This is a genomic window from Pseudomonas sp. fls2-241-R2A-110 (assembly GCF_030209165.1).
Classification (GTDB): domain Bacteria; phylum Pseudomonadota; class Gammaproteobacteria; order Pseudomonadales; family Pseudomonadaceae; genus Aquipseudomonas.
Genome location: NZ_JARVSN010000006.1, coordinates 1 through 24,164, shown reverse-complemented (window position 1 = coordinate 24,164; position 24,164 = coordinate 1). Strand labels below are relative to the sequence as shown.

24 protein-coding genes are annotated in these 24,164 nt (G+C 60.1%); 7 read left to right on the top strand and 17 right to left on the bottom strand.

The window, feature by feature from the left end; genetic code table 11:
• Position 1: 1 nt before the first annotated feature.
• From QRN31_RS04260 to QRN31_RS04205, 12 genes are all read right to left on the bottom strand, one after another.
• Complete coding sequence (locus tag QRN31_RS04260; protein ID WP_285430410.1) at positions 2–592, bottom strand: nucleotidyltransferase family protein; 591 nt, start codon at positions 590–592, stop codon at positions 2–4.
• A complete protein-coding gene (locus QRN31_RS04255; protein WP_285430409.1) occupies positions 589–1,572 on the bottom strand; it encodes an XdhC family protein in 984 nt (327 codons plus the stop codon). The genes QRN31_RS04260 and QRN31_RS04255 overlap by 4 nt, the downstream gene beginning before the upstream one ends.
• A complete protein-coding gene (locus QRN31_RS04250; protein WP_285430408.1) occupies positions 1,572–3,893 on the bottom strand; it encodes a xanthine dehydrogenase family protein molybdopterin-binding subunit in 2,322 nt (773 codons plus the stop codon). The genes QRN31_RS04255 and QRN31_RS04250 overlap by 1 nt, the downstream gene beginning before the upstream one ends.
• Complete coding sequence (locus QRN31_RS04245) at positions 3,890–4,360, bottom strand: (2Fe-2S)-binding protein (RefSeq protein ID WP_222587998.1); 471 nt, start codon at positions 4,358–4,360, stop codon at positions 3,890–3,892. The genes QRN31_RS04250 and QRN31_RS04245 overlap by 4 nt, the downstream gene beginning before the upstream one ends.
• A 246-nt stretch (positions 4,361–4,606) precedes the next feature.
• Entirely contained in the window at positions 4,607–5,626 is a 1,020-nt protein-coding gene (gene murB / locus QRN31_RS04240) for a UDP-N-acetylmuramate dehydrogenase (RefSeq protein WP_285430407.1), read from the bottom strand.
• Entirely contained in the window at positions 5,623–6,087 is a 465-nt protein-coding gene (locus tag QRN31_RS04235) for a low molecular weight protein-tyrosine-phosphatase (protein ID WP_285430406.1), read from the bottom strand. Before QRN31_RS04235 ends, murB begins: the two co-directional genes overlap by 4 nt.
• Positions 6,087–6,851, bottom strand: coding sequence for a 3-deoxy-manno-octulosonate cytidylyltransferase (kdsB, locus tag QRN31_RS04230; protein WP_285430405.1), 765 nt, complete (start codon positions 6,849–6,851; stop codon positions 6,087–6,089). The genes QRN31_RS04235 and kdsB overlap by 1 nt, the downstream gene beginning before the upstream one ends.
• A complete protein-coding gene (locus QRN31_RS04225; RefSeq protein ID WP_285430404.1) occupies positions 6,848–7,033 on the bottom strand; it encodes a Trm112 family protein in 186 nt (61 codons plus the stop codon). Before QRN31_RS04225 ends, kdsB begins: the two co-directional genes overlap by 4 nt.
• A gap of 22 nt (positions 7,034–7,055) precedes the next feature.
• Complete coding sequence (gene lpxK / locus QRN31_RS04220) at positions 7,056–8,066, bottom strand: tetraacyldisaccharide 4'-kinase (RefSeq protein WP_285430403.1); 1,011 nt, start codon at positions 8,064–8,066, stop codon at positions 7,056–7,058.
• On the bottom strand, positions 8,066–8,494 hold the full coding sequence (pocB, locus tag QRN31_RS04215; RefSeq protein ID WP_208669422.1) for a flagellar polar localization protein PocB: 429 nt from the start codon (positions 8,492–8,494) through the stop codon (positions 8,066–8,068). Before pocB ends, lpxK begins: the two co-directional genes overlap by 1 nt.
• Positions 8,491–9,129, bottom strand: a complete 639-nt coding sequence (gene pocA / locus QRN31_RS04210) for a flagellar polar localization protein PocA (RefSeq protein WP_185058243.1) — start codon at positions 9,127–9,129, stop codon at positions 8,491–8,493. The genes pocB and pocA overlap by 4 nt, the downstream gene beginning before the upstream one ends.
• Before the next feature lie 98 nt (positions 9,130–9,227).
• Positions 9,228–11,462, bottom strand: a complete 2,235-nt coding sequence (locus QRN31_RS04205) for a DNA internalization-related competence protein ComEC/Rec2 (protein ID WP_285430401.1) — start codon at positions 11,460–11,462, stop codon at positions 9,228–9,230.
• Positions 11,463–11,598: 136 nt separating this feature from the next.
• On the opposite strand from QRN31_RS04205, the gene QRN31_RS04200 reads away from it, so the two are divergent.
• Positions 11,599–12,114 carry a DUF2062 domain-containing protein gene (locus QRN31_RS04200; RefSeq protein ID WP_208669424.1) on the top strand — a complete coding sequence of 172 codons (516 nt, stop codon included), beginning with the start codon at positions 11,599–11,601 and terminating at the stop codon, positions 12,112–12,114.
• 169 nt (positions 12,115–12,283) lie between these two features.
• Here the strand turns inward: QRN31_RS04200 and QRN31_RS04195 are convergent, their stop codons facing one another.
• The 4 genes from QRN31_RS04195 to QRN31_RS04180 form a co-directional block, all read right to left on the bottom strand.
• Positions 12,284–13,063, bottom strand: a complete 780-nt coding sequence (locus QRN31_RS04195; protein ID WP_208669425.1) for an ABC transporter permease — start codon at positions 13,061–13,063, stop codon at positions 12,284–12,286.
• Complete coding sequence (locus tag QRN31_RS04190) at positions 13,060–13,992, bottom strand: ABC transporter ATP-binding protein (RefSeq protein WP_285430400.1); 933 nt, start codon at positions 13,990–13,992, stop codon at positions 13,060–13,062. Before QRN31_RS04190 ends, QRN31_RS04195 begins: the two co-directional genes overlap by 4 nt.
• 132 nt (positions 13,993–14,124) lie before the next feature.
• Positions 14,125–14,748: a glutathione S-transferase family protein gene (locus QRN31_RS04185; protein ID WP_285430399.1), complete on the bottom strand. Its 624-nt coding sequence runs from the start codon at positions 14,746–14,748 to the stop codon at positions 14,125–14,127.
• A 43-nt stretch (positions 14,749–14,791) separates the two neighbouring features.
• On the bottom strand, positions 14,792–15,451 hold the full coding sequence (locus QRN31_RS04180) for a transglutaminase-like domain-containing protein (protein ID WP_285430398.1): 660 nt from the start codon (positions 15,449–15,451) through the stop codon (positions 14,792–14,794).
• Between the two features lie 249 nt (positions 15,452–15,700).
• Between QRN31_RS04180 and QRN31_RS04175 the strand changes: the two genes are divergently transcribed.
• A complete protein-coding gene (locus QRN31_RS04175) occupies positions 15,701–18,148 on the top strand; it encodes an acyl-CoA dehydrogenase (protein WP_285430397.1) in 2,448 nt (815 codons plus the stop codon).
• Positions 18,149–18,225: 77 nt separating this feature from the next.
• Positions 18,226–18,633, top strand: a complete 408-nt coding sequence (locus QRN31_RS04170) for a PA2817 family protein (RefSeq protein ID WP_010461909.1) — start codon at positions 18,226–18,228, stop codon at positions 18,631–18,633.
• A gap of 176 nt (positions 18,634–18,809) precedes the next feature.
• Here the strand turns inward: QRN31_RS04170 and QRN31_RS04165 are convergent, their stop codons facing one another.
• Positions 18,810–19,817, bottom strand: a complete 1,008-nt coding sequence (locus QRN31_RS04165) for a LysR family transcriptional regulator (RefSeq protein ID WP_285430396.1) — start codon at positions 19,815–19,817, stop codon at positions 18,810–18,812.
• Positions 19,818–19,907: 90 nt separating this feature from the next.
• Here QRN31_RS04165 and QRN31_RS04160 point away from each other — a divergent pair, with 90 nt between their 5' ends.
• The 4 genes from QRN31_RS04160 (at position 19,908) to QRN31_RS04145 (ending at position 23,973) form a co-directional block, all read left to right on the top strand.
• Positions 19,908–20,534: an alanyl-tRNA editing protein gene (locus tag QRN31_RS04160; protein WP_285430395.1), complete on the top strand. Its 627-nt coding sequence runs from the start codon at positions 19,908–19,910 to the stop codon at positions 20,532–20,534.
• A 92-nt stretch (positions 20,535–20,626) separates the two neighbouring features.
• The gene (locus QRN31_RS04155) at positions 20,627–21,397 is read left to right on the top strand and encodes a 2OG-Fe(II) oxygenase (RefSeq protein WP_285430394.1); all 771 of its coding nucleotides are present in this window, start codon (positions 20,627–20,629) and stop codon (positions 21,395–21,397) included.
• Between the two features lies 1 nt (position 21,398).
• A complete protein-coding gene (locus QRN31_RS04150) occupies positions 21,399–22,037 on the top strand; it encodes a LysE family translocator (protein WP_285430393.1) in 639 nt (212 codons plus the stop codon).
• A gap of 196 nt (positions 22,038–22,233) precedes the next feature.
• Positions 22,234–23,973 carry a dipeptidase gene (locus tag QRN31_RS04145; RefSeq protein ID WP_285430392.1) on the top strand — a complete coding sequence of 580 codons (1,740 nt, stop codon included), beginning with the start codon at positions 22,234–22,236 and terminating at the stop codon, positions 23,971–23,973.
• The last annotated feature ends 191 nt before the right edge of the window (positions 23,974–24,164 follow it).

Genomic DNA, 24,164 nt, shown 5'->3' with positions numbered 1-24,164 from the left:
GCTACTTGAAGATCAATTTCTCCGGGACATCCACATCCCACAACACCCCGGGGTCATCCACGGCCACCTCGACCACCCGGCCCTGCGCAAACAACGGCTTGGCACCATGATCACCGGACAACGCCATCAACCCCGGACCAAAGTGGCGACCAAACCCCACCGGATGCCCAAACGTGCCCTCATGCACCGGCACGCTGACGCAATCGTCAGCTATCCCTGTCAGCACCTGATCAATACTCGACGGCAGGATAAACGGCATATCCCCCAGCACAATCAACCAGCCATCAAGCTCCGGACACGCCGTCACCCCGGCAGCAATGCTGTCGCCCATCCCGGCAGACTCGATCAATACAATCTCGAAGCCGTACGCCTGAGCCATGCGTATCACCTGGGGACGATCTTCGGTGGTCACCAGCACACGCCTCCCCAGCGAAGCAGGCAGGTTCACCAGGACTTGCTCGATGACGGAGCGAACCGCGCCGTCTCGCCCCGTGCAATCAGCCAGTAACTTGTCCTTGTCCGCCCCCGCCACCTGCCTGAAACGACTGCCCTGTCCCGCCGCCACGACAACGATGCCGATGGCTTCACTCATACGACCTCCTGCAACGGCTTCTTCTGCTTGAGTTCGACGCCATTCTTGATCGCCACAATTTCGGCCAACAGCGACAAGGCGATTTCCGCCGGGCTGTGGCTGCCGATGTGCAACCCAATCGGGCCGTGCAGCCGGTCGATGGCCTGTGGCGACAAGCCTAGCTGAGCCAGGTTATCCCGACGCTTGAGGCTGTTGACCCTTGAGCCCAGTGCACCGACATAGAAAGCCTTGGAGTCCAGGGCCGTCAGCAGCGCCATGTCATCCAGACGCGGATCGTGGGTCAGGGCGACGATGGCCGTGCGCTCATCGGTCTGGATCGTCAGCACCGCTTCATCCGGCATGCCCGGGACGAAACGCCCGTGCTGCTCTTCCCATCCGTAGACGAATTCACTGCGCGGATCGCAGATCAGCACTTCGAAATCCAGCAGCCGTGCCATCTCGGCGACATACCGGGAGAGTTGCCCCGCGCCAATCAGCAATAGCCGCCAACGAGGACCGTAAATGGCCCGCAGCGTCTTGCCATCAAACGTCAGCACATCGCTCTTGTTCGCCGGCTGCAAAACCACTTCGCCCGTTTCAAGATCAAGTGTGCGGGCAACGATTTCATGCGCCTCGCAACGCGCCAGCAACTCGGCCACCCACCCCGGGTCACCCACGCGTTCCTCGGTCAGGCGTAACGTGCCGCCACACGGCAAACCAAACCGCGCAGCTTCCTCGCGGGTGACGCCGTAGGTGATCAATTGCACGGGCGGCCCGTCAGTCGCAATCCGCCCGTCGTGCAGCCGCGCAATCAGATCATCCTCGACACAACCACCGGACACTGAACCGATCACCACGCCGTCTTCACGCAACGCCAGCATGGCGCCAGGTGCCCGGGGCGCGGTGCCCCAGGTCTGGACCACGCTGAACAACACCACCCGCTGACCGGCACGGCGCCATTCGAGGACGCTGCGCAGGACGTTCAGATCTGCGCTGTCCATCAGGCTTGAGCCTTCTGCCAACCTTGCAGCTGATAGCGAACCGGCAGCGTACGGATGCGTTTGCCGGTCGCCGCGAAGATCGCGTTGCACAGCGCCGGCGCAATCGGTGGCACGCCTGGCTCACCGACACCGCCCAGCGGTACCACGCCTGGTGGTGTCACCAGATGCACGGCGACTTCTTTCGGCGCCAGGGACATGCGCGCCACTTCGTACATGTGGAAGTTGTCCTGCTGGACCTTGCCGTCCTTGAAGCTGATTTCACCCAGCACCGCATTGCCCAGGCCCATGACGCAGGCGCCTTCAAACTGAGAGCGAATCCGCTCCGGGTTGATTTGCGGACCGCAATCCACGGCGATGTCGGCCTTATGCACGATCAACGTGCCATCGTCCTTGACCTCGACCTCGATGACCGCTGCCACGTAAGTGACAAAGCTGTAATGCACCGCCAGCCCCAAACCTCGGCCCTTGGGCATTTCACGGCCCCAGCCAGCCGCCTTGGCAGCGGTTTCCAGCACCGTGCGCATCCGGGCGGTGTCGATCGGGTAACGCTCGGGAGACTCGCCGTAGTTCCACTCTTCACTCAACGTGCGCGGATCGATCTGGCGGTCCGGACCGAGCAATTTGATCTGGTACTTGAGCGGATCCTGCTTTGCCTTGTGCGCCAGCTCATCGACGAAGCTCTGAATCGCAAAGCCGTGAGGAATGTTCGATACCGAGCGATACCAGCCGACCCGCGTGTGAATCGCGGCTTCCGGGTTTTCCAGGCGCACATTGGGAATGGCATAGGCCATGTTGGTGAACCCCATGCCCAACTCGAACGCCGCTTCGTGGTTCATCCCCGGAGCGAACAGCGCCGTGATGCTCGGGGCGACGGTGCGGTGCAGCCAACCGGAAGGCAGGCCGTCCTTGTTCAGGCTGGCCTTCAGGTATTCGGCCGACACCGTGTGGAAGTAGGAACAATGGATGTCGTCTTCACGGGTCCATTGCACACGCACAGCCTTGCCCGGGAATTCCTTGGCGAGAATGGCCGCTTCGATGATGAAATCCGGTTTGGACTTGCGACCGAAACCGCCGCCCAGCAGGGTCACGTTAAAGGTGACGTTATCGAAGGGAATGCCCAGGCGTTCGCCGATGCGCTCGCGGGTGACTTGCGGCGCCTGGCTCGGCCCCCAGGCTTCGCACACGCCATCCTTGAAGCGGGCGATGGCAACCATCGGCTCCATTGGCGCCTGTGCCAGGTGTGGCAGGTAGTAGGACGCTTCGACGGTGCTGCTGGCGCCTTTCATGGCCTCGTCGATGTTGCCGGTATTGCGCACCACTTTGCCGGGTTGCAGGGACGCGGCTTCCAACTCCTTGCGGTAGGCAATCGAGTCATAACTGGCGTTGGGACCGTCATCCCACTCGATTTTCAGCGCTTCGCGGCCCTTGATCGCGGCCCAGGTATTGCTGGCCACGACGGCCACGCCACCCAATGGCTGGAATTCGGACGGCAGCGGACGGCCTTCGATCTGAATGACCTTGATCACCCCCGGGACTTTCAGCGCGGCGCTGGAATCGACGGATTTAACCGTGCCGCCATAGACCGCCGGACGGGCAATCGTGGCGTAGAGCATGCCGTCGAAATGCACATCGGCACCGTAAACGGCACGACCGTTGACGATGTCGGCGCCGTCGATGGCCTTGGTGCCCTCTTTGCCGATGTAGCGAAATTCCGATGGCTGCTTGAGTCGCAGACTGTCGCGAGCCGGCACATCCAGCGCACCCGCAGCGGCGGCCAGGGCGCCATAGCCCAGTTCACGGCCAGTGGGTTGGTGAAGCACTTTATGCAGTTGCGCATGGCACTCGCCGACCGGCACTTTCCACTGATCGGCGGCGGCCTGCTCCAGCATGGTCCGCGCGGCAGCACCGCAGCGGCGCATCGGTTCGTACCAGTGACGCATGCTGCGTGAGCCGTCCGTGTCCTGGTTGCCGAAGCGCACTTCGTCGCCAGGCGCCTGCTGCACTTTCATCATCGCCCAGTCGGCGTCCAGTTCATCGGCCACCACCATGGTCAGACTCGTGCGCACACCCTGGCCCATTTCCGAACGGTTGCAGACGACTGTCACCACGCCGTCAGCGGCGATGCTGACATAAACCTTGGGATCGTCGATCCAGCCATTGGGCATGCCGTCGGCGCCGAACTTTTTCTCTTTTTCTTCGGCGAAAGCGTCTTGCCAGCCCCAGCTCGCCACCAGCACCAACGCACCGGTCGCACCGACACCTTTAAGGAAACCACGGCGACTGAGGTTGCTCAGCGCAAAATCATTCGGCAACTGGCTCATGCCTTGGCCTCCTTCAGGTGAGTGGATGCCTGGCGGATGGCCGTCTTGATACGGTTGTAGGTGCCGCAGCGGCAAATGTTGCCGACCATCGCCTCTTCAATCTGTTCGTCGCTGGGGTTCGGATGGGTCTTGAGCAGCGCGGTGGCCGACATGATTTGCCCGCCCTGGCAAAAACCACATTGGGCCACGGCGGTGTCGAGCCAGGCCTGTTGCACGACTTGCCCGACCGGGTCGACGTGCAAGTTATCGATGGTGGTGACGTTCTGGCCGACCACCGAACCGATCGGCGTGATGCAACTGCGCGCCGGAGCGCCGTCGATATGAATGGTGCAGGCGCCGCACAGGCCCATGCCGCAGCCAAACTTGGTGCCGTTGTAGCCGGCTACATCGCGGATTGCCCAGAGCAGCGGCATGTCCTCGGTGACGTCGAGTTGATGGTCTTGACCATTGAGTTTCAGGGTAATCATGGGCACGCCCGCATATTTATTCAGGTTATGGGGTCGAGCAATCTGCCGCCTGGGGTTGGCGGTTGGCATTACGCAGATCGACTCAGGCTAATGAGGCTCTCTTACGCGGACGGGAAGGTCTGCATCGGGCCTTTGGTGGAGCAAATGCTTGCATCGTTAGGTGGCTAAGTTAACTCAGCATTAACAAAAAAGCCCTGCACATTTGAAGGTGTGCAGGGCTCAGGAGTCAGTCATTGAAGCGTAGCTTCAATACTGGTTTGGCTCCATTTCCAGATCGACCTTGAATCGTTCTGAAATGTCTTGCTGAATGTGCTGCGCCAGGCTCAGCAATTGCAGGCCGGTGGCAGTGCCGTAGTTGACCAGCACCAGAGCCTGCAACTTGTGTACACCGGCATCCCCGTCTCGAAACCCTTTCCAGCCCGCTCGCTCGATCAACCAACCCGCCGCCAGTTTCATCTGCCCGTCGGGCTGCGCGTAGGCCACCAGGTCCGGGTATTCGATTTTGAGCTGTGCGACCAACGCGGCCGGCACCAGAGGATTCTTGAAAAAGCTGCCGGCATTACCCAGCACGGCCGGGTCCGGGAGCTTTTCGTTGCGAATGCTGCAGATCGCCAGACTGACATCGGTAGCGGTCGGATGATCGATGCCTTGCTCGGTCAGGCGCTGGCGAACCGGGCCGTATTCCAGGTGCAGGTGTGCGGCGCGGTCCAGGGTGAAACGTACGCGCAGGATCAACCAGCGTCCCGGCTCCTGTTTGAACACGCTGTCGCGATAGGCGAAGTTGCACTGCGCCAAGGTGAAGTCCCGCAGCTCGCCGCTCTGGCGATCCAGCGCGGTCAGGCCGGCGAAAACATCCTTGATCTCGACACCATAAGCGCCGATGTTTTGCATCGGTGCCGCGCCCACGGTGCCGGGGATCAGGCTGAGGTTTTCAAGCCCCGCCAAACCCTGCGCCAGGGTGTGTTGCACAAACGGGTGCCAGGGCTCGCCGGCCTCGGCTTCGATGACGACTTTGTTGCCGTCATCGCTCAGGATCCGAATCCCGCGCGTGGCCATGCGCAGCACCAGCGACGGGATATCGGCCGTCAGCAGCAGGTTGCTGCCACCGCCGATGACCAACAGTGGCACGTCATGCGCTGTCGCATAGGCCAGGGCGTCGCGCACATCGGCATCGCTGTGCGCCTCGGCAAACAACCGCGCCTTGACGTCGACACCAAAGCTGTTGAACGGCTTGAGCGAAACCTGAGGTCGAACCTGCAAACTCATAACCGCCCCTTCAATTCGATCACCAGCAAATCACTGGCGCGCTCGATCAGGTCCAGCACCTGTTCGAAACCCTGGTCGCCGTCGTAATAGGGATCCGGCACTTCATCGAGTTCCGATTGATAGCGTCGCAGGAACAGGTCCAATTCGGCCTTGCCCGTTGCCGGTTGCAGGGCCTTGAGGTGGCGCAGGTTGCTGTTGTCCATGGCCAGGATCAAGTCGTAGGCGGCGAAATCAGCGCGGGTCACTTGCTGGGCGCGCTGGGCCGACAGGTCGTAACCACGCAGCTTTGCGGCCGCCTGGCTGCGTTTGTCCGGCGCCTTGCCGACATGCCAGTCGCCGGTGCCGGCGGAAGCGACTTCGATCTGATCGGCCAGCCCTGCTTCACGCAGTTTATGGCGCAGCACACCTTCGGCCGTGGGAGACCGGCAGATGTTGCCCAGGCACACGAACAAAACGCGCATCAGGCCTCCAGCAGGCGACGAACGCGCTCAAGGTCTTCGACGGTATCAACACCGGTTGGCGGTGCGATCAGCGCATCGGCGACGTGAATTCGCACGCCGTGCCACAGCGCACGCAGCTGTTCCAGGGATTCGGTGTTTTCCAGCCAGCATGGGCCCCAGCTGACGAAGTCATGCAGGAAACCGGCGCGGTAGGCATAGATGCCGATGTGGCGGCGATACGGCACGCCGTGCGGCAATTGCTCGCGTGTTTTGGCGAATGCATCCCGGGCCCACGGCAACGTGGCGCGACTGAAGGTCAACGCCAGGCCATTGAGGTCGCTGACGACCTTGACCACATTGGGATTGAACAGGGTTTCAACGTCTTCGATCGGCTCGGCCAACGTGGCCATGCGCGCTTCGGTGTGCGCCGCCAGGTTGGCCGCGACCTGATCGATCACACTCGGCGGGATCAACGGCTCGTCACCCTGAACGTTGACCACAATGGCGTCAGGCGCCAGGCCCAGTTTCGCCGCCACTTCGGCCAGACGGTCGGTGCCGGAATTATGATCTTCACGGGTCAACACCACTTCCGCACCAAAGGCGTTGCAGGCCTCGACGATGCGCGCATCATCCGTGGCGACCACGACCCGCTGGGCACTGCTTTTGCTCGCCTGCTCCCAGACGTGCTGAATCATCGGCTTGCCGGCGATCAACAGCAGCGGTTTGCCCGGCAGGCGGGTCGAGGCATAACGCGATGGAATGACAACAGTAAAGGCTGTGGTCATTTATCCAGGCGCTCTTCGGTGGTCAGGGTGCGGGCTTCAGTTTCGAGCATGACCGGAATACCGTCACGAATCGGGTAGGCCAGACCTGCGCCCTTGCTGATCAGCTCCTTTTTGTCGGCGCTGAGCTTGAGGGGGCCTTTGCAGACCGGGCAAGCGAGGATATCGAGCAATTTGGTGTCCATGAACATTCCCTGGAAAAAACGGTTAAGGCAGAAGACGATCCGGCAACAGGCGCATCAGCTGCGTATCGAACCAGGCCACGAAAGCCGGCGATGGCGCAGCATCGACCGCCAGGTACCACCAGTCGGTCGCGGCGAAGGCACGGCACTTCACCGCGTCCTTTTCAGTCATCACCACTGGCAATGACGGTTTGAAATTCAAGGCCTGCACGCTGTATTCGGCGTGGTCGGCAAACGCATGCGGGATTGGCTGCCAGTGTAGCGTTTCGAGGGTGTTGAAGAAACGCTGGGGATTGCCGATCCCGGCCACGGCGTGCAGCGCCTGGCCTGAGGGGAAGTGGTCCAGAGGACGCCGTTCGCCGCTGTGCAGATTGATCAATTCGGTGGGTCGCAGCTGGAAGGCAAAACCATTCTCGCGATCATCGGCCGCGCCGTTGTACAGCACCGCATCGACGCTTTGCAGACGCTCGACCGGCTCGCGCAACGGCCCGGCGGGCAGGCAACGGCGATTGCCCAGGCCACGCGCGGCGTCAATCAGCACCAGCTCAAGATCGCGAGCCAGGCGGTAATGCTGCATACCGTCATCGGAGAGAATCAGGTCCAACGGTTCGCTCGCCAGCAGAGCCTTCACGGCGCTACTGCGGTCCGGGTCGATCATCAACGGCACACCCGTGCGCTGGACGATCAACAGCGGCTCGTCGCCGGCCATTTCGGCGGCTTGATCCGCCTCGACGCGCCACGGCAGCTGCGGCGGCTTGGCACCGTAACCCCGGCTGACCACACCGACCCGCAGGCCACTGCGCTGGCAATGTTCGATCATCCACAAAATCAGGGGGGTCTTGCCGGTGCCGCCGACCGTGATGTTTCCGACCACGATCAACGGCACCGGCGGCTGATAGATCTCGCCCTCACCCGCCAGAAAGCGTTTGCGCTTGTTCATGACCACGCGCCGATACAGCCACTCCAGTGGCTGTAGCAGCTTCAGGGCCGGATGACCTTCGTACCACGCGGCGAGCAAACGATCGGACATGGCCATCAGGGCGCGGGCGCCGCCTCGACCGTGGTCATGCGCAAGTGGCTGAAACCGAGCTTGCCGGCAGCGTCCATGGCGGTGATGACGGATTGATGCTGGGTCTTGCCGTCAGCGCTGATGGACAGCGGCAGGTTGGTGTCGCCATTGGACTCTTTTTGCAACGCGTCCATCAGGGTTGCCAGATCGTTTTTCTGCAATACCTGATTGTTCACCGAGAACGCGCCTTCGGCATTGATGGCGATATCCAGTTGCTTGATCTGCTGATCTTCTGCCGGCGAACCGCTGACCGCTTCCGGCAGCTCGACACGTAGCTGGGTTTCACGGGTAAAGGTGGTGGTCACAACGAAAAACAGTAGCAGGACGAACACTACGTCGATCAGCGACACGAGATTTATGTCCACGTTCTCCCGTTGCTTGCGGCGGAATTTCACGCTTTTTTGCCCTCGGACAGGTCCACGTCACGGTCACCCTGCACGACCTCGACCAGTTTGATCGCTTCCTGCTCCATCCCCACCACCAGCTCATCGATGCGCCGTTGCAGGAACCGGTGGAAGAAGACCGACGGGATACCGACGATCAGGCCCGAAGCCGTGGTGATCAGGGCTTTGGAAATACCGCCGGCCAGCACTGCGGCATTGGTGGTCATGCCCGTGCCCATGAACGAACTGAAAATATCGATCATGCCCAGCACCGTGCCCAGCAACCCCAGCAAAGGGGCCATGGCGGCGATGGTGCCCAGCGCGTTGATGTAGCGTTCGAGCTCGTGAATCACCCGCGCAGCAGCTTCTTCGATGCACTCTTTCATGATCTCGCGACCATGCTTGGAGTTGGCGAGGCCCGCCGCCAGGATCTCGCCCAACGGTGAGTTGGCGCGCAGTTCCTTGAGCTTTTCTTTATTGAGTTGCTTGTCCTTGATCCACACCCAGACCTGCCCGAGCAGATGCTCCGGGGTTACACGGCTGGCACGCAGGGTCCAGAGACGCTCGGCGACGATTGCCATGGCCGCGATGGAACTCAGAATGATCGGCAGCATCATCCAGCCGCCGGATTTGACCAATTCCCACACAGTGACAGTCCCCTCGAAAAAGTGCGCCACTCTAACATAGGGGGTGGATGCACCGAAGACCGTGATGTCGCATCCGGTCGGTCTGTAATAACTGCGGGTTATTGGGTAAGCGGCGGTGAATCGCGCCAGAAACGCCGTTGCAGACGCATCGACCAAGGCGGTTTGAAGCGTCCGAGTTGCAGACGAATGGCGCCGTGGTCGGCACTGTCATAGATCGCCATGCCACGTTTTCGATAGCGCGCCACGACCGTGGGATGCGGATGGCCAAAGGAATTGCCCTGGCCACGGGAGATCAGCACTGTATGGGGTTCAAGCACGGCCAGTAGCGCCATTGACGACGAACTGCGGCTGCCGTGGTGCGGTGATTGCAGCCAATCGGTGGGCACGGCGAGTGGACTGTCGAGCAGCGCCCGTTCGGCAGCGACATCTATATCACCGGTCAACAGCAATCGCTCACCGTTGGCTTCGATCTGCAAGACGCAGGATTTCTGATTGCTGTCGCTGGCGGCAGCCCATTGCCAGAGCTGGAAGTTCACGCCGTCCCAGGTCCATTGCCGACCGCTTTCACAGCCCTCGGCCTGTAACTCGGCCGGCAGCGCCTGATGATCGCCGCCGAGGACCCGGGTCACCGGCAATCCGTTGGCCACCGCGCGTGCGCCGCCGGCGTGATCAGCGTCGGGGTGACTGATGAGCATCAGATCGAGCCCGTCTACACCCAGTTTGCGCAACGACGGCAGAACCACCCGCGCCCCCTGGTCGAAATCGCCGAAACGCGGGCCGGTGTCGTACAGCAAAGTGTGATGACGCGTGCGCACGAGAATGGCCAACCCTTGGCCGACATCCAGTTGCCAGATTTCGGCCAAGCCGTCGGACACCCGTTCTCGAGGTGAAAAAACCAGCAGCAACAGCAACGGCCAACCCAGCGGTCGCATCGGCACGCCTTTGGGCAGCAAGAGAAAAATGGCCCCGAGCGTGCCAAGCGCCCAACTCCACAAAGGGATGGCGACCGGCACCCACGCGGGCAACCGGTCCGCCATTAACGCCAGTCCCTTGAACAGCCAGTCAATCAGACCGCCCGCCAACCACAGCAGCCCCTCGCCCACATAAGGCACTTGCAAGAGCAGCGTGCCCAGCAAGGCCGGTGGCAACACAACCAGGCTGATCCAGGGCACCGCCAGCAAGTTGACCAGCGGGCCGCTGATGCTGATCGGTAAGCCGAGCACCAGCAGCAACGGACACAAACCGATCGCGATCAGCCATTGCGCACGGGTCCAGGTCTGCCACCATCGCCAAGGGCCCAGCCGTCCACCAAAAGTGAAGACCAGCACAGCCACTGCGGCGAAAGACAACCAGAAACCCGGTTGCAGGCTGGCCAGCGGGTCCATCAGCAACACCGCGTCGAGCGCCAGCAATAACGGCCACCAGGCACCGAGGTGACGAAACCGCAGCCGCCACAACAGCACCAGGCCGATCATCACGCACGCGCGCCGCACCGGCACCTCGAAACCGGCCAGCAGCCCGTACCCGAGCGCAGCCGCGAACGCCAGCGCGCACGCCCATGGCAGCCAGGGCAAACGATTCGGCCACAGGCCATAACGGGCCAGCCCGGCGATCAGCAGATACACCAATCCCGCCAGCAAACCGATGTGTTGCCCGGAAATCACCAACAGATGCACGGTGCCGGTGTCTTGCAGAACTTGCCAATCCTCGCGACTCAACCCGGCGCCATCCCCCAGCACCAGAGCTGTCAGCGCCCCCATTCGACCCTGGGCATCCACCGCCTGCAGGCGTTGACGAATGCTGTCACGCCAGGCCCATTGAGCATCGGCAAGCTTTTGACCGGCCTTGACCGTCCCGGTGGCACCGATGCGTTGCGCCAGCAACCAGGCGTCGTAGTCGAACGCATGCGGATTTAGCAGCCCGGCGGGACGCTTCAACTTGACCGCCAGCCGCCACTGTTCGCCGGCATTGACGGCGGGGCCGTCGTACCAGGCCAGGCGTAAATGCCTGGGCAGCCGGTTGCGTCGCGATTGACTGTCCGACAGTTCAAAACGCACCACACCGTCGGCATTCTGCGGCAAGCCCGTCACCCGCCCTTCGACCCAGCGCGTCTCACCATCAAGCTTCAGCGGCAGACGATCATCAAGTGCCCACTGTGCATTCGCGCAAGCCCAACTGAAGCCGAACACAAAGAATGCCAGCGCGTAAGTGCGAAACGGCAGCAGCATCAGCCCGACAACAGGCAGCAACATCCAAACCCAGACCGGCGGTAATTCCGGTAAAAAACGCAACGCCAGCAAACCCGTCGCCAGCGCCATCATCCCTGTGCGCATAAGCCCGTCCTTGAGAGTCCCCTCCCTAGTCATAGCGGGCGGATCGCAGAGGCACGGTTATTAATTGTCACAAAGTCTGAATGGGCGGCTCATAGAATCCAGACATACTTGCCGCCTTAACCGACCGAGAAGCCTTATGCCCCGGCGCTTATTCAAACGTTACATGCCAGACCCGACCAGCATCAGGGAACACAAATCCTTACGCTTTCTCGGCACCCTGCTGCATGACCCGAACCTCTGGCACCTCAACCGTCACTCGGTTGCACGGGCCATGGCGGTGGGGTTGTTTGCGGCCTTTCTGCCGATTCCGTTGCAGATGCTGGTGGCCGCCATCCTCGCCATCATGGTGCGCGGCAACATGCCGATTGCCGTGAGCCTGGTCTGGCTGACCAACCCGATCACCATGCCGGCGGTGTTTTTCTGCACGTATCAGACTGGGGCGTGGTTGATGGACGTTCCCGCGAGGCATTTGCCGGACGAGTTGACCTGGGAATGGATCAGCGGCGAACTTTCGACGCTGTGGCAACCGTTTCTGCTGGGATCGGTGGTGACAGGGCTGGTGCTGGGCGCCCTCGCCTATTGCCTGACCATGCTGTATTGGCGTTGGTGGGTTGCGCGGCAATGGACGCGGCGCAAGAAAAACCGGATGTAGACATGCAAAACGGCCTCCACTTGGGAGGCCGTTTTTTTTGCAGTGTCTGGGCTGACGCCATCGCGGGCAAGCCCGCTCCCACCGGGATCTGCTGTGTAGCACAAATCGCACAGACACCAGAGGTCTTGTGGGAGCGGGCTTGCCCGCGAAAGGGGCGACTCAGTCTTGATCAGGTACGCATGCCGCGCCCACTGACCAGCAACCGCGCACAACCGATATACAGCGCAACGGTCGCCACCAGCATGAAGGTAATCGCCACGCTGATCTTGATATCCGAAACGCCGAGAATGCCGTAACGGAAGGCGTTGACCATGTGCAGAACCGGGTTGGCCAGGGACACTGTTTGCCAGAACGGCGGCAGCAGGCTGATCGAGTAAAACACCCCGCCCAGGTAAGTCAGTGGCGTCAGCACGAAGGTCGGGATGATCGAGATGTCATCAAAGTTGCGCGCAAACACGGCGTTGATGAACCCCAGCAGCGAAAAGATCGTTGCCGTGAGCACCACGACCAGAATGGTCACGCCCAGGTGATGGACCTGCAAATCGGTGAAGAACAGCGACAGCATCGTCACGATGACCCCGACCATCAAGCCACGCAGGACGCCGCCGAGGGTGTAGCCGATCAGAATGGTGTGCGGCGACACCGGCGAGACCATCAATTCCTCGATGGAGCGCTGGAACTTGCTGCCGAAGAAACTCGACACCACGTTGCCGTAGGAGTTGGTGATCACCGACATCATGATCAGCCCCGGTACGATGTACTCCATGTAGGTGAAACCACCCATGTCGCCGATCTGCCGGCCAATCAGGTTACCGAAGATCACGAAGTACAGAACCATCGTGATGGCCGGGGGCAGCAATGTCTGCGGCCAGATCCGGGTGAAGCGGCGGACCTCACGGTAAACGATGGTATTGAGGGCGACGAGGTTGGGTTGCAGCTCGGAACTCATACCGCCACCTTCGACAGATTTTTCTCCACCAGGGACACGAACAACTCCTCAAGGCGATTGGTTTTGTTACGCAGGCTCAGCACTTCGATGTTCTGCTGCGCCAATTGGGTAAACAGCGACGTGATGCCCATGGCCTTGTCCACCTGGACTTCCAGCGTGTGACCGTCGAGCAACCGCGTCGGGTAACCGATCAACTGCGGTGTCACGCCCAAGCCGTTCTTCAAATCCAGCAAGAAGGTCTCCACATGCAACTGGCCCAGCAACTGTTTCATGCTGGTGTTCTCGACGATGGTGCCGTGGTCGATGATGCCGATGTTGCGGCACAACTGCTCAGCCTCTTCCAGGTAATGCGTGGTGAGGATGATGGTGATGCCTTTCTGGTTCAGCTCGGTGAGGAACGTCCACATCGAGCGACGCAGTTCGATGTCTACACCTGCCGTCGGTTCGTCGAGGATCAACAGGCGCGGTTCATGAACCAGCGCGCGAGCGATCATCAATCGACGCTTCATACCGCCGGACAGCGAACGCGACGGCGTATCGCGTTTGTCCCACAGCCCGAGCTGAGTCAGGTATTGCTCGGCGCGTTCCTTGGCGATTTTCGGCGGGATACCGTAGTAACCGGCCTGTGTCACGACGATATCGAAGGTTTTTTCGAACTGGTTGAAGTTGAATTCCTGGGGCACCACGCCGATGCAGCGCTTGAGTGCCGCAGGTTCCTTGTCCAGGTCGTGACCGAAGATGTTCACCGTGCCGCTGGTCTTGTTCACCAGGGTCGAGAGAATGCCGATGGTCGTGGATTTGCCCGCGCCGTTGGGGCCGAGCAAGGCGAAAAAGTCACCTTCGGCGACGTCCAGATCGATACCACTCAAGGCCTGGAAACCGTTGCCGTAGGTTTTGGTTAGCTGCCGGATGGACAGAGCGGAACTCATATCTGATTACGCACCAAGAAGGGAAGAAAGGGATAAATAAGGGCGGGCGGCGACTAATACAACCACGGCGCATGAGCGCAATGGTGCGTGTCGCCGCCCCACAAGTACAGTCAAGCGTGTCGATAGTGAGTATTAAGTCAACGCGGTCATCACCGCTTTCTGATACGCCGGCCGCTGCTTCAGCCGGGCATACCAGGCTTCAAGATGAGGTTGTGGCGCGCGCTCGATCGGCATCTCGAACCAGGCATAAATGAAACTGCCGAGCGGGATATCGCCCATGCCGATGGCATCACCCGACAGGTACGGTTGGGTCGCCAGCGCCTGATCGGCCATCGACAGCAGGCCATCGCATTCCTTGATCGCTGCGTTGATCGCAGCCCAGTCTTGTTGATCCTTCGGCGTGCGCAACACACCCCAGAACACCGTGCGAAACGGGCCGGCGAAACTTGAGGTGGCCCAATCCATCCACTTGTCCGCCGAGGCGCGGACTTTCAAATCCGCTGGATACCAGGCCGTGTCGCTGGCGTGCAGAGCCATCAAGTAGCGCACGATGGCGTTGGATTCCCACAGCACAAAGCCGTCGTCTTCGATCACCGGCACGCGACCGTTGGGATTCATCGCGCGATACTCGGGCGTATCGACCACACCGAAAGCACCGCCCGCATCGATAGCCTCGTAAGCCAGGCCCAGCTCTTCGGCGGCCCACAATGGCTTTCTGACATTCGACGAATTTTTCCGACCCCAGATCTTCAGCATGACCGCCTCTTTATGGATGAATGCGCAGGCAGCATACGCCGGATCAGGCGCGGCTCAAATCGCTCTGCATATCACCCAGGAGCACGGGCAGTGTGTCGCTGAACAGGTGCGGATAGCACTTTTCCAGGTGCTCGAAAAAGAATGCCTCGGGCACATCGGTGAACTGGCCGTGATCAACCAGATACTCCATCAACTGCTCGCCATCGCGATTGAACGGATGGAAAACACTGTCGTTGATCCCGTCAAACTCCAGCGGTGCCACATTGAACAGTTCACAGAGTTTCTGGTTGAAGGCCGGTGTGGCTTTGACCCAGCGTTCGTTCAGGTACAACTCCGTATAACCATGCATGGCGAACACGTCGCTCCTGAGCAACTCGAGCAAACGCGGGGTCGACAAATGATTGCGCACATCCGCCAGGCCGATACGCGCCGGGATACCACAATGGCGCGCGGCGCCTGCCAGCAGCGTGGCTTTGGGCACGCAATAGCTCTCCCCGGTCGCCAACGCATGACTGCCGCACAAGGTCTGCGGGTCGCGACTGAAGGTGTAGGGGTTGTAGCGCACAGCTTCGCGCACGGCGTAATAAAGATTGATCGCCTGCTCGAGCGGGTCGCGACTGGCACCGCGATGTTTTTCGGCGAACTCCACCACCGACGGATGGTCACTATCGATGAAGCGGCCGGGTGTCAGGTACTCGTACATGAGAACGATCTCCTGGGGGAAACCACGAGTCTAGCGAGACCATTAGCACAGACATAACGACGTTTCGGCCAAACATGGGCGTATAGCCGCGTAGGAAGCGAACGATTTCCCGAGGGTGTTGCCAACCCAACCTACAAAACTCACCCATGATTTCCCACGAATTCAATCACCTCGCTCCGACCACCCTGTTTTGCGGATGCCGTCTAAGCTCTGAAGGTTGGTTTTGCCCTGGTTCACGGAGGATTAAATATGCTGCTGTTGTGGATACTGGTTCTGGTTGTCGGGATAGCCTATTTGGCGCACCGCCGCATCGCCCCCCTGCCCGCCCTGTGTATCGTCGCGGTGTTTGTCGTCGCGATGGGTGCCTTCAGCCGCGCGCCTGGCTGGCTGCTGCTGGTTCTCTGGGTGTTGATCGCAGCCGTAGCGGCGCCGTTGTTGCTGCCCGACCTGCGTCGCAAATTCTTCAGCGCGCCGCTGTTCAACTGGTTTCAGAAAACCCTGCCGCCCATGTCACAAACCGAACGCGATGCAATAGACGCCGGCACGGTGTGGTGGGACGGCGAGCTGTTCAGCGGTCGCCCGGACTGGGACAAGCTACTGTCTTATCCAAAAGCGCAGTTGAGTGAAGAAGAACAGGCCTTTATCGACGGCCCGACCGAAGAGCTCTGCGCAATGGTCACCGACTGGCAGATCGGGCAAGACATGGACTTGCCTGCCGAGGCCTGGGCTCACATCAAGGAAAACGGTTTCTTTGCGCTGATCATCCCCAAGGAGTTTGGTGGCAAGGGTTTCTCGGCCTATGCCCACTCCCAGGTGGCGATGAAACTGGCGACCCGCAGCGGCGACCTCGCGTCCACCGTGATGGTCCCCAACTCCCTCGGCCCGGCCGAACTGCTGCTGCATTACGGCACCGAGGAACAGCGCAACCATTACCTGCCACGGCTGGCCCGCGGCGACGACATTCCCTGCTTCGCATTGACGGGGCCACTGGCGGGTTCAGACGCCGGAGCCATGCCCGACACCGGGGTGATCTGCAAAGGTGAATGGGAAGGCAAGGAAACCCTCGGCCTGCGCCTCAACTGGGAAAAGCGTTACATCACCCTGGGCCCGGTGGCGACCCTGCTCGGTCTGGCCTTCAAAGCCTATGACCCGGACCATTTACTCGGTGACAAGGAAGACCTGGGCATCAGCCTGGCGTTGATCCCCACGGATACGGCCGGTGTTGAAATCGGCCGCCGCCACCTGCCGTTAGGCGCAGCGTTCATGAACGGCCCGAACTCCGGCAAGGATGTCTTCGTGCCGCTGGACTTCCTTATCGGCGGCCAGGAAATGCTCGGCAAGGGCTGGATGATGCTGATGAACTGCCTGTCGGTCGGGCGTTCGATTTCCCTGCCGGCGGTCGGCACCGGCGCCGCCAAATTCACCAGCCTGGTGACCGGCCAATATGCGCAGGTTCGCGAACAATTCAACGTGCCACTGTCCGCATTCGAGGGCATTCAGGAAGCCATGGCGCGTATCGGCGGCAACGCCTGGATGATGGACGCAGCGCGGATGCTGACCGCCAACGCAGTAGACCTCGGCGAGAAGCCATCGGTGTTGTCGGCGATTCTCAAGTACCACCTCACCGAACGCGGTCGCGAATGCATCAGCCACGCCATGGATGTTCACGGTGGCAAGGCGATCATCATGGGCCCGAACAACTACCTGGGTCGCAGCTGGAATGGCGCGCCGATTTTCATCACCGTGGAAGGCGCCAACATTCTTTCGCGCAACCTGATGATCTTCGGTCAGGGCGCCATTCGCTGCCATCCGTTCGTGCTCAAGGAAATGGCCCTCGCCGGTCGTGAAGACAAGGACCAGGCCCTCACCGAATTCGATGGCCTGCTGCTCAAACACATCGGTTTCGCCGTGAGCAACGCCGCCAGCACACTGGTACTGAACCTCGGCTTCGGGCACTTCGAACACGCGCCAGGCAACAAGCTCAGCCAGGGTTACTTCCGCGCCCTCAATCGTCAGGCCGCCGCGTTCGCCATGCTCGCGGACCTGAGCATGATGCTGCTGGGCGGTGAGCTGAAACGTCGTGAACGCCTGTCGGCACGGCTTGGCGATGTGCTGAGCAACATGTACCTCGCCTCCGCCGCGCTCAAGCGTTACCACGACCTCGAGTCGCCGGAACATATGGCGCCACTGTTTACCTGGGCCATGGAAGAAAGTCTTGGCCAGTCGGAACGAGCGCTGGATGAGTTGCTGAGCAACTTCCCGAACAAAGTGCTGGGCTGCCTGTTGCGGGTGATCGTGTTCCCGCTGGGTCGTCGTCACAAAGGTCCATCGGACAAACTCGCTGCCGAAGTGGCCGCGGTGATTGGCCGGGCCAAAGGCGATCCGACACTCGAAGAGTTGCTGGCCGGTTGCTACCGTCCGCAATCGGCCGATGACGCGGTCGGAGCGCTGCAACACGCGTGCAACTTATTGAACGCGGTGCAGCCGTTGCAGAAAAAGCTGCACATGGCACTCAAGAGCGGCCAGGTCAAACCGGCTGCCGGGGAACACGCCATCGACGCGGCGCTGGAAGCCGGGGTCTTGCAGGCGGGTGAGGCGCTGTCCCTGCATGATGCCGAGGCGGCGCGGCGCAAGGTGATCGACGTCGATGATTTCGCCAAGGAAGAACTGGCGCTGGCTGACGGAAAGGTCCGCTGATCAAGTCGACTATCATGTAAAAATGGACGCGGGGGCTTTATACTCCCGCGCCCGTTTTGCTCTTGAGGACTTATCTCGTGTCCAACGTCGTTGCCGATCATCTCGTCTTGCTTGACCACTTGCGTAGCATCCTGGTCGCCGTGGGTGAGGCCGAACAGGTTCCCGAAGAAAGCCATGCCTTGTTCCTGGAGCGCTTCGACGAACTGCGTGCATTACTGCCGGTCGACCCGATCGAAAGCCAATACCTGGGCCAGGACATTCTGTGCCAGGTGATCACCCGTTACCCGCAAATCGCCCATCTGGTCCCTCGTGACCTGCTGTGGTACTTCGCCGGAGACTGCCTGCATTACATGCCCGATGACGAAATCGACTTGTACCAGGCGCTGGAAGAACGTCGTTTCGAAGCCGAGCAGAACGACGAACCGTTCGACTGGAACCAGGAAAAACAGCTGCTGGCGATGTCGAACGACGAACCGAAGCACTGATTCCCGGCTGGAAACGCAAAAGGCCCGCATGATTATTCATGCGGGCCTTTTTTTTGTGGCATAGCGCAGTGATGCAGTGCCTGGACGGCCGCCATCGCGAGCAAGCTCGCTCCCACATTGGCTCTGCGGCGGTCACAAATCTAATGTGGGAGCGAGCTTGCTCGCGATGGGGCCGGTCAAAGCAACCCGTCACTCTCAGGCAATTCATACTCAACCGCGCCCTTGCCCAACGCACTTGGCTTGCCCGGCTTGCCCGGCTTGCCCAGCGTCGGCTCCTTCTCCAGGCATTCCACCAGATAATCGATAAACACCCGCAACTTCGGCGGTAGATAACGCGTTGGCGAATGCAGCAACCAGGCGCCGCCATGGTAAGACGCCAGAAAGGTCCAGTCCGGCAAGACCTGCACAATCAAGCCCTGTTCCAGCGCATAGCGCGCGGTGAAGTATGGCAGGCTGCCAATCCCGATGTGCTGCAACACCGCGCCTAATCGCACGCCGGTGTGATTCGCCGCATAGCGTCCGCGCACACCGACAGTGACGGCCTTGGTGCCCTTCTTGAACTTCCAGCGCGCATCGCTTGGGGTTTCACCCAGGTAGATGCAGCTATGGTTGAGCAAGTCGTGGGGATGGGTGGGCGTGCCATGTTCGGCCAAATATTGCGGTGTCGCGCAAAGTAGATGGTCGATGGTCAGCAACTGCCGCCCGACCAGGCCGGCGGGTGGTCGATCGGTAATGCGAATGGCCAGATCGACGTTGTCATCGATCAGATCCACCTGTCGATCCTCCAGCAACAACTCCACGTCCACTTTGGGATAACGCCGCAGAAACTCTGGCATGTGCGGATGAATCACAAATCGACCGACAGCCTTGGGCACGCTGACCCGCACCAGCCCTTCCGCTTCATGGGTGAACTGCCCGCTGATTTCCATCACCGACCTGGCTGCGCTGACCATCTCCTGGCAACGCTTGAACACTTCTTCGCCGCCATCGCTCAACCGCAGTTTGCGCGTGGTTCGTTGCAGCAGACGTGTGGCCAACGCCTTTTCCAGTCGCGAGATGCTGCGACTGACCGCCGAGGGTGACGACCCCAACTGACGCGCGGCTTCGGAAAAACTGCCGGTCTCGACAACCTTGACGAAAATCGCCATTTCACCCAGCAGCGGCAGTGGAAGATTTATGCTCACAGCGCAACAGTCCTTTGATGTTTGAACGGATTATCACGCAATTCCACGCTTCATATAATAAAAAAACAAACTCTAATGAGGACATGGAATATGACGCTTCGCCTCTTTTTCCATAGTGATGACCTCAAGGCCAATGTGGAAGTCCTGGACTGCACCCCCCAGGAGAACGAATTCGCGGTGGTGCTGCGCGCCACGTTGTTTCACCCCCAAGGTGGCGGTCAGCCGTGCGACACCGGGTGGATTGGCGAAAGCCAGGTTCTGCGCGTGGTGCAGGACCCGGACCGCATCATTCATTTTGTCGACCGCCCGGTAAAACCGGGCATGACCCAGATCCGGATTGACGAGCAACGTCGCCAATTCAATTCGCGCATGCATTCGGCCGGGCATCTGATCGGCCATTTTGTCCAGGCCCAGGGCTGGATGCCGATCAAGGCTCATCACTGGCCGGGCGAAGGACGCGTGCAGTTCAAACCGGCCGAGTCGGCAAAAGAGGTTGATGCCGGAATGATTCAACAGGGCATCGCGCAATGGGTGGCCGATGACATGCCACGCCTGACGTCTTTGCGCGAAGGCTCCCGGGAAATTGGATTCGGTGAACTGCCCGCCTACGGCTGCGGCGGCACCCATGTACGTAGCCTGAAGGATTTGGGCACGGTCACGATCGCTTCCCTTTCACTGAAGAAGGGAACGCTGTCAGTCCACTACAGCGTGGATTGAGCTTTTGGGCGATGTCGTCCCCGTCATCGCCTGACGCCGGGGGAGCCTGCGTTCGTGGGCTCTGTTGACTATCTGATAGATGGACCTAAGACATGATGCTTGACGTCGATCGTCTCGATGAGACGTGCATAAAAAAACTGGCCAACGAAGAAGTCCTCGCCATTCGCGTCAAAGGCTTATTGCCCCAGCCGCTGGCGAAGCAGATTGGCGACAAGATCCTTGCGCCAGGCTTCGAAGGCTATATCAACGCGCCCAGCATTGGCCGAATAGGCATGGCGTTCTATGAAGCGGAAAACCAGCCGCTGCTGATCGAAGATTACTTCGAACGTGCCTCGCGCAACATCGCCGAGTTGCGCAACCGTTGCGCGCCTTACTCGTCCCCGGTCGACACCCTGCGCTGCATGCTTGATGAGACCTGGCCTGCGGGTGCGCACCTGGAAAATCTCTACGGTCGCAAAATGTATGTCGGGCTGTCCCGAGTGGTGAAACCCGGGGTTTGCTTCCTTGCTCATCACGACATTTTCGCCAAGGACGCCCCGGACAGTTATCAGGCCAGGAGCCTGGAAGCGCAGTTCGCCTGCAACGTCTACCTGAGCATGCCGACCGAGGGCGGTGCATTGCAGATGTGGGACCACGACATTTCTGCGGACCAGTTCGACGAAATGCGCGGCGACAGTTACGGCATCGACCCCAACCTGCTGGGCGCTCCGACCCTGGAGATTCGTCCCGAGCCGGGTGATTTCATCATGTTCAATTCGCGCCGCATGCACTCAGTGACGCCGGGGCTGGAAGATCCGCGCTTGAGCCTTTCGTTCTTTGTCGGCTATCGCGGCAATGCGTCACCCCTTACTTTTTGGAGTTGAGATGCTTTCGAATTACCTGGGCGAGTTTCTGGCGCTGGCGACAATTCACTTCCTGGCAGTCGTCGCACCCGGGCCGGACTTCGCCGTCACCATCCGTCAGAGTGTGCGCTTCGGTCGGCTGGTCGGAATCTGCACGGCACTGGGCATTGGCGCGGGCATTTCCGTGCACGTGCTTTACACCCTGCTCGGGGTCGGCGCGCTGATGCACTCGACGCCCTGGCTGCTGACTGTGGCCAAAGTCGTCGGTGGCGCTTACATTTTGTACCTCGGTGTCAGCCTGTTGCGCAGCAAACCCAAGTCGGCGCTTGAGGGTGACAAGGTTGCCGACGAACCGGTCATCGAGCAAACGCTACTGAAGGCGTTCACCACTGGATTTCTCACCAACGCGACCAATCCAAAGGCGACGCTGTTTTTCCTGGCGATTTTCACCACCATCATCAGTGCCACGACGCCACTAAAGATCCAGGCGCTCTACGGCGTGTGGATGTGTTTGGTCAACGCGTTGTGGTTTGTGATCGTCGCATTGTTCTTTTCCAGTGCCCGGGTGCGCTTGCTGTTCATGCGCATGGGGCACTGGTTTGAACGGACCATGGGGGTGATTCTGATTTTGTTCGCCGGGCGCCTGATGCTGTCGATGTAAGACCTGCGCTCACGAAAAAGGCCCGCTCAGTCCGACTGGCGGGCCTTTTTCGTTTGTGCGTCGCTTTTGCATTTTTGTGCGACAGATCCTGCTTGAAGGCTCCCCTATCGCGCCTTCAGGGTGTTAGTTTGGAAAACTTTCTGTCTTATCGATCAGAAATTTCTCACAAACTGCCTGCAAAGGAATGCCCTCAACAATGAATTTCTCATTCAAGCACCTGGCTGCGTCAACCCTGATAGTGGCCAGCCTGTCGTCGTTCACACTGACCGCACACGCCAACATCACCCCGCAACAGAGCGCGGCCATCCTCAAAACATTCAGTGACGCATCAGTCACGGATTTCAGGCAGTTCCTGGGTGGGCTGGCCAAAAGCGACCTGGCCAACACCAGTGACCTCAATCCTGCCATCAGTGCGTTCCTCGACAACAAGACCCTTTCGGCTGAACAGCAGAACGAAATCCATCGCCTGTTGGGCCTGTATACGCGGGTGAAATATGGCAAAGCCGCCACCGAGACCCTGCGCGAATTGGTGGCCATCCCGACCTTCCAAGTGAATGGCGTTGCCCAGCACGACAATCCGCAATTCATCAAGATCGCCGACAAGATCAAGGGCCTGGCCCAAGCGTTCAACCTGAACTTTCGCAACATCGACAACCGCGTCTATGAAATTTCCCTCGAAGGCAGTGGCGACGAAGTCGTGGGCATTCACGCCCATGCCGACGTAGTACCCGTGACGCCGGAGAACTGGGTCTTGAAAGACGGCACCAAACTCGATCCATTCAAGGTCACGCTGATCGGCGACCGCATGTACGGCCGCGGCACCGAGGATGACAAAAACGGCATTGTGGTGGCGCTGTACGCCATGAAAGTGATCAAGGAAGAGAAGCTGCCGCTGGCCAGGAATTTCAAGCTGCTGGTCGACACCACCGAAGAAACCACCGGCGACGCCATTCCCTATTACTTCGAACATAACCCAACGCCCAACTACAACCTGGCGCTGGACGGCGGCTATCCGGTGGTAATTGCCGAGAAAGGCTACGGCACCGTCATGGCGAACTTCACCAAACGCAAGGCGGATGGCAACGGAGCTGAAATCATATTGATGACGGGCGGCATGGCCACCAACCAGATTCCATCGACATCGGTGGCCACCCTTTTGAGCGAGAAGCCTGCCGAACTGGCTGCCCGCTTGAACAAGGCTGGCGCTGCGTATGCCAAGCACAATGGCGGTAACTTCGAGGTCAGCGCAAAAGTCGTCGGCAAAGACGTCAAGCTGACGGTCACCGGCGTTTCAGCCCACTCCTCCGAGCCCGAGTCAGGCGTTAACCCGGTGGCCAGGATGCTGGGCTTCATCAACAGCCTTGACGGCAAAGTCGCGCTCAAGCACAACCACATCACCGACGCTGCCCGCTATGCCGCCGACAACTGGGGACTGGATTACCTGGGTGCAAATCTGGGCGTCGGCTTCTCCGATGCGTTCATGGGGCCTCTGACCGCTTCCCTGACCTACGTCGCCATGGATGAAAAAGTCTTCAAGCTCGCGGTCAATCTACGGGTGCCGAAGGGTAAGTCCCCGGAAACGCTCAAGACCGAAATCGCCGACAAGCTGGGTGCGTGGAGCAACAAGACCCACATTACTCCGACGATCGACTACTCGATTGCCGAGCCGATGTACCGCAACCCTGAAGGCGAATGGGTCAAGGCCTTGCTGGCCGTGTCCAGCGAAAACCTGGGCATGGAACACAAGTTCGGTACTTCCGCCGGCGCCACTTCGGTTCATGAGCTGCCCAATGGCGTGCAATTTGGTTTGGCCAGACCCGAGAATAAATACACGGGTCACACCGACAATGAGTTCAAGACCGTCGACCAGTTCCTGCTTGACCTGCAGATCGTGACCGAAATGATGGGGCGTATCGGGCAGTTGCCGACGCTCTGATGGCCTTGTTGGGCCCGCCGCTCTGGCAGGCCCAATGATTTGATCGACCTGATTGCGACAGACAGTCGATCAGCAAAAGGCAAAAAACGCACAAACAAAAACGCCGCTCATTGCTGAGCGGCGTTTTCGTTAAATATGGAGCGGGAAACGAGACTCGAACTCGCGACCCCGACCTTGGCAAGGTCGTGCTC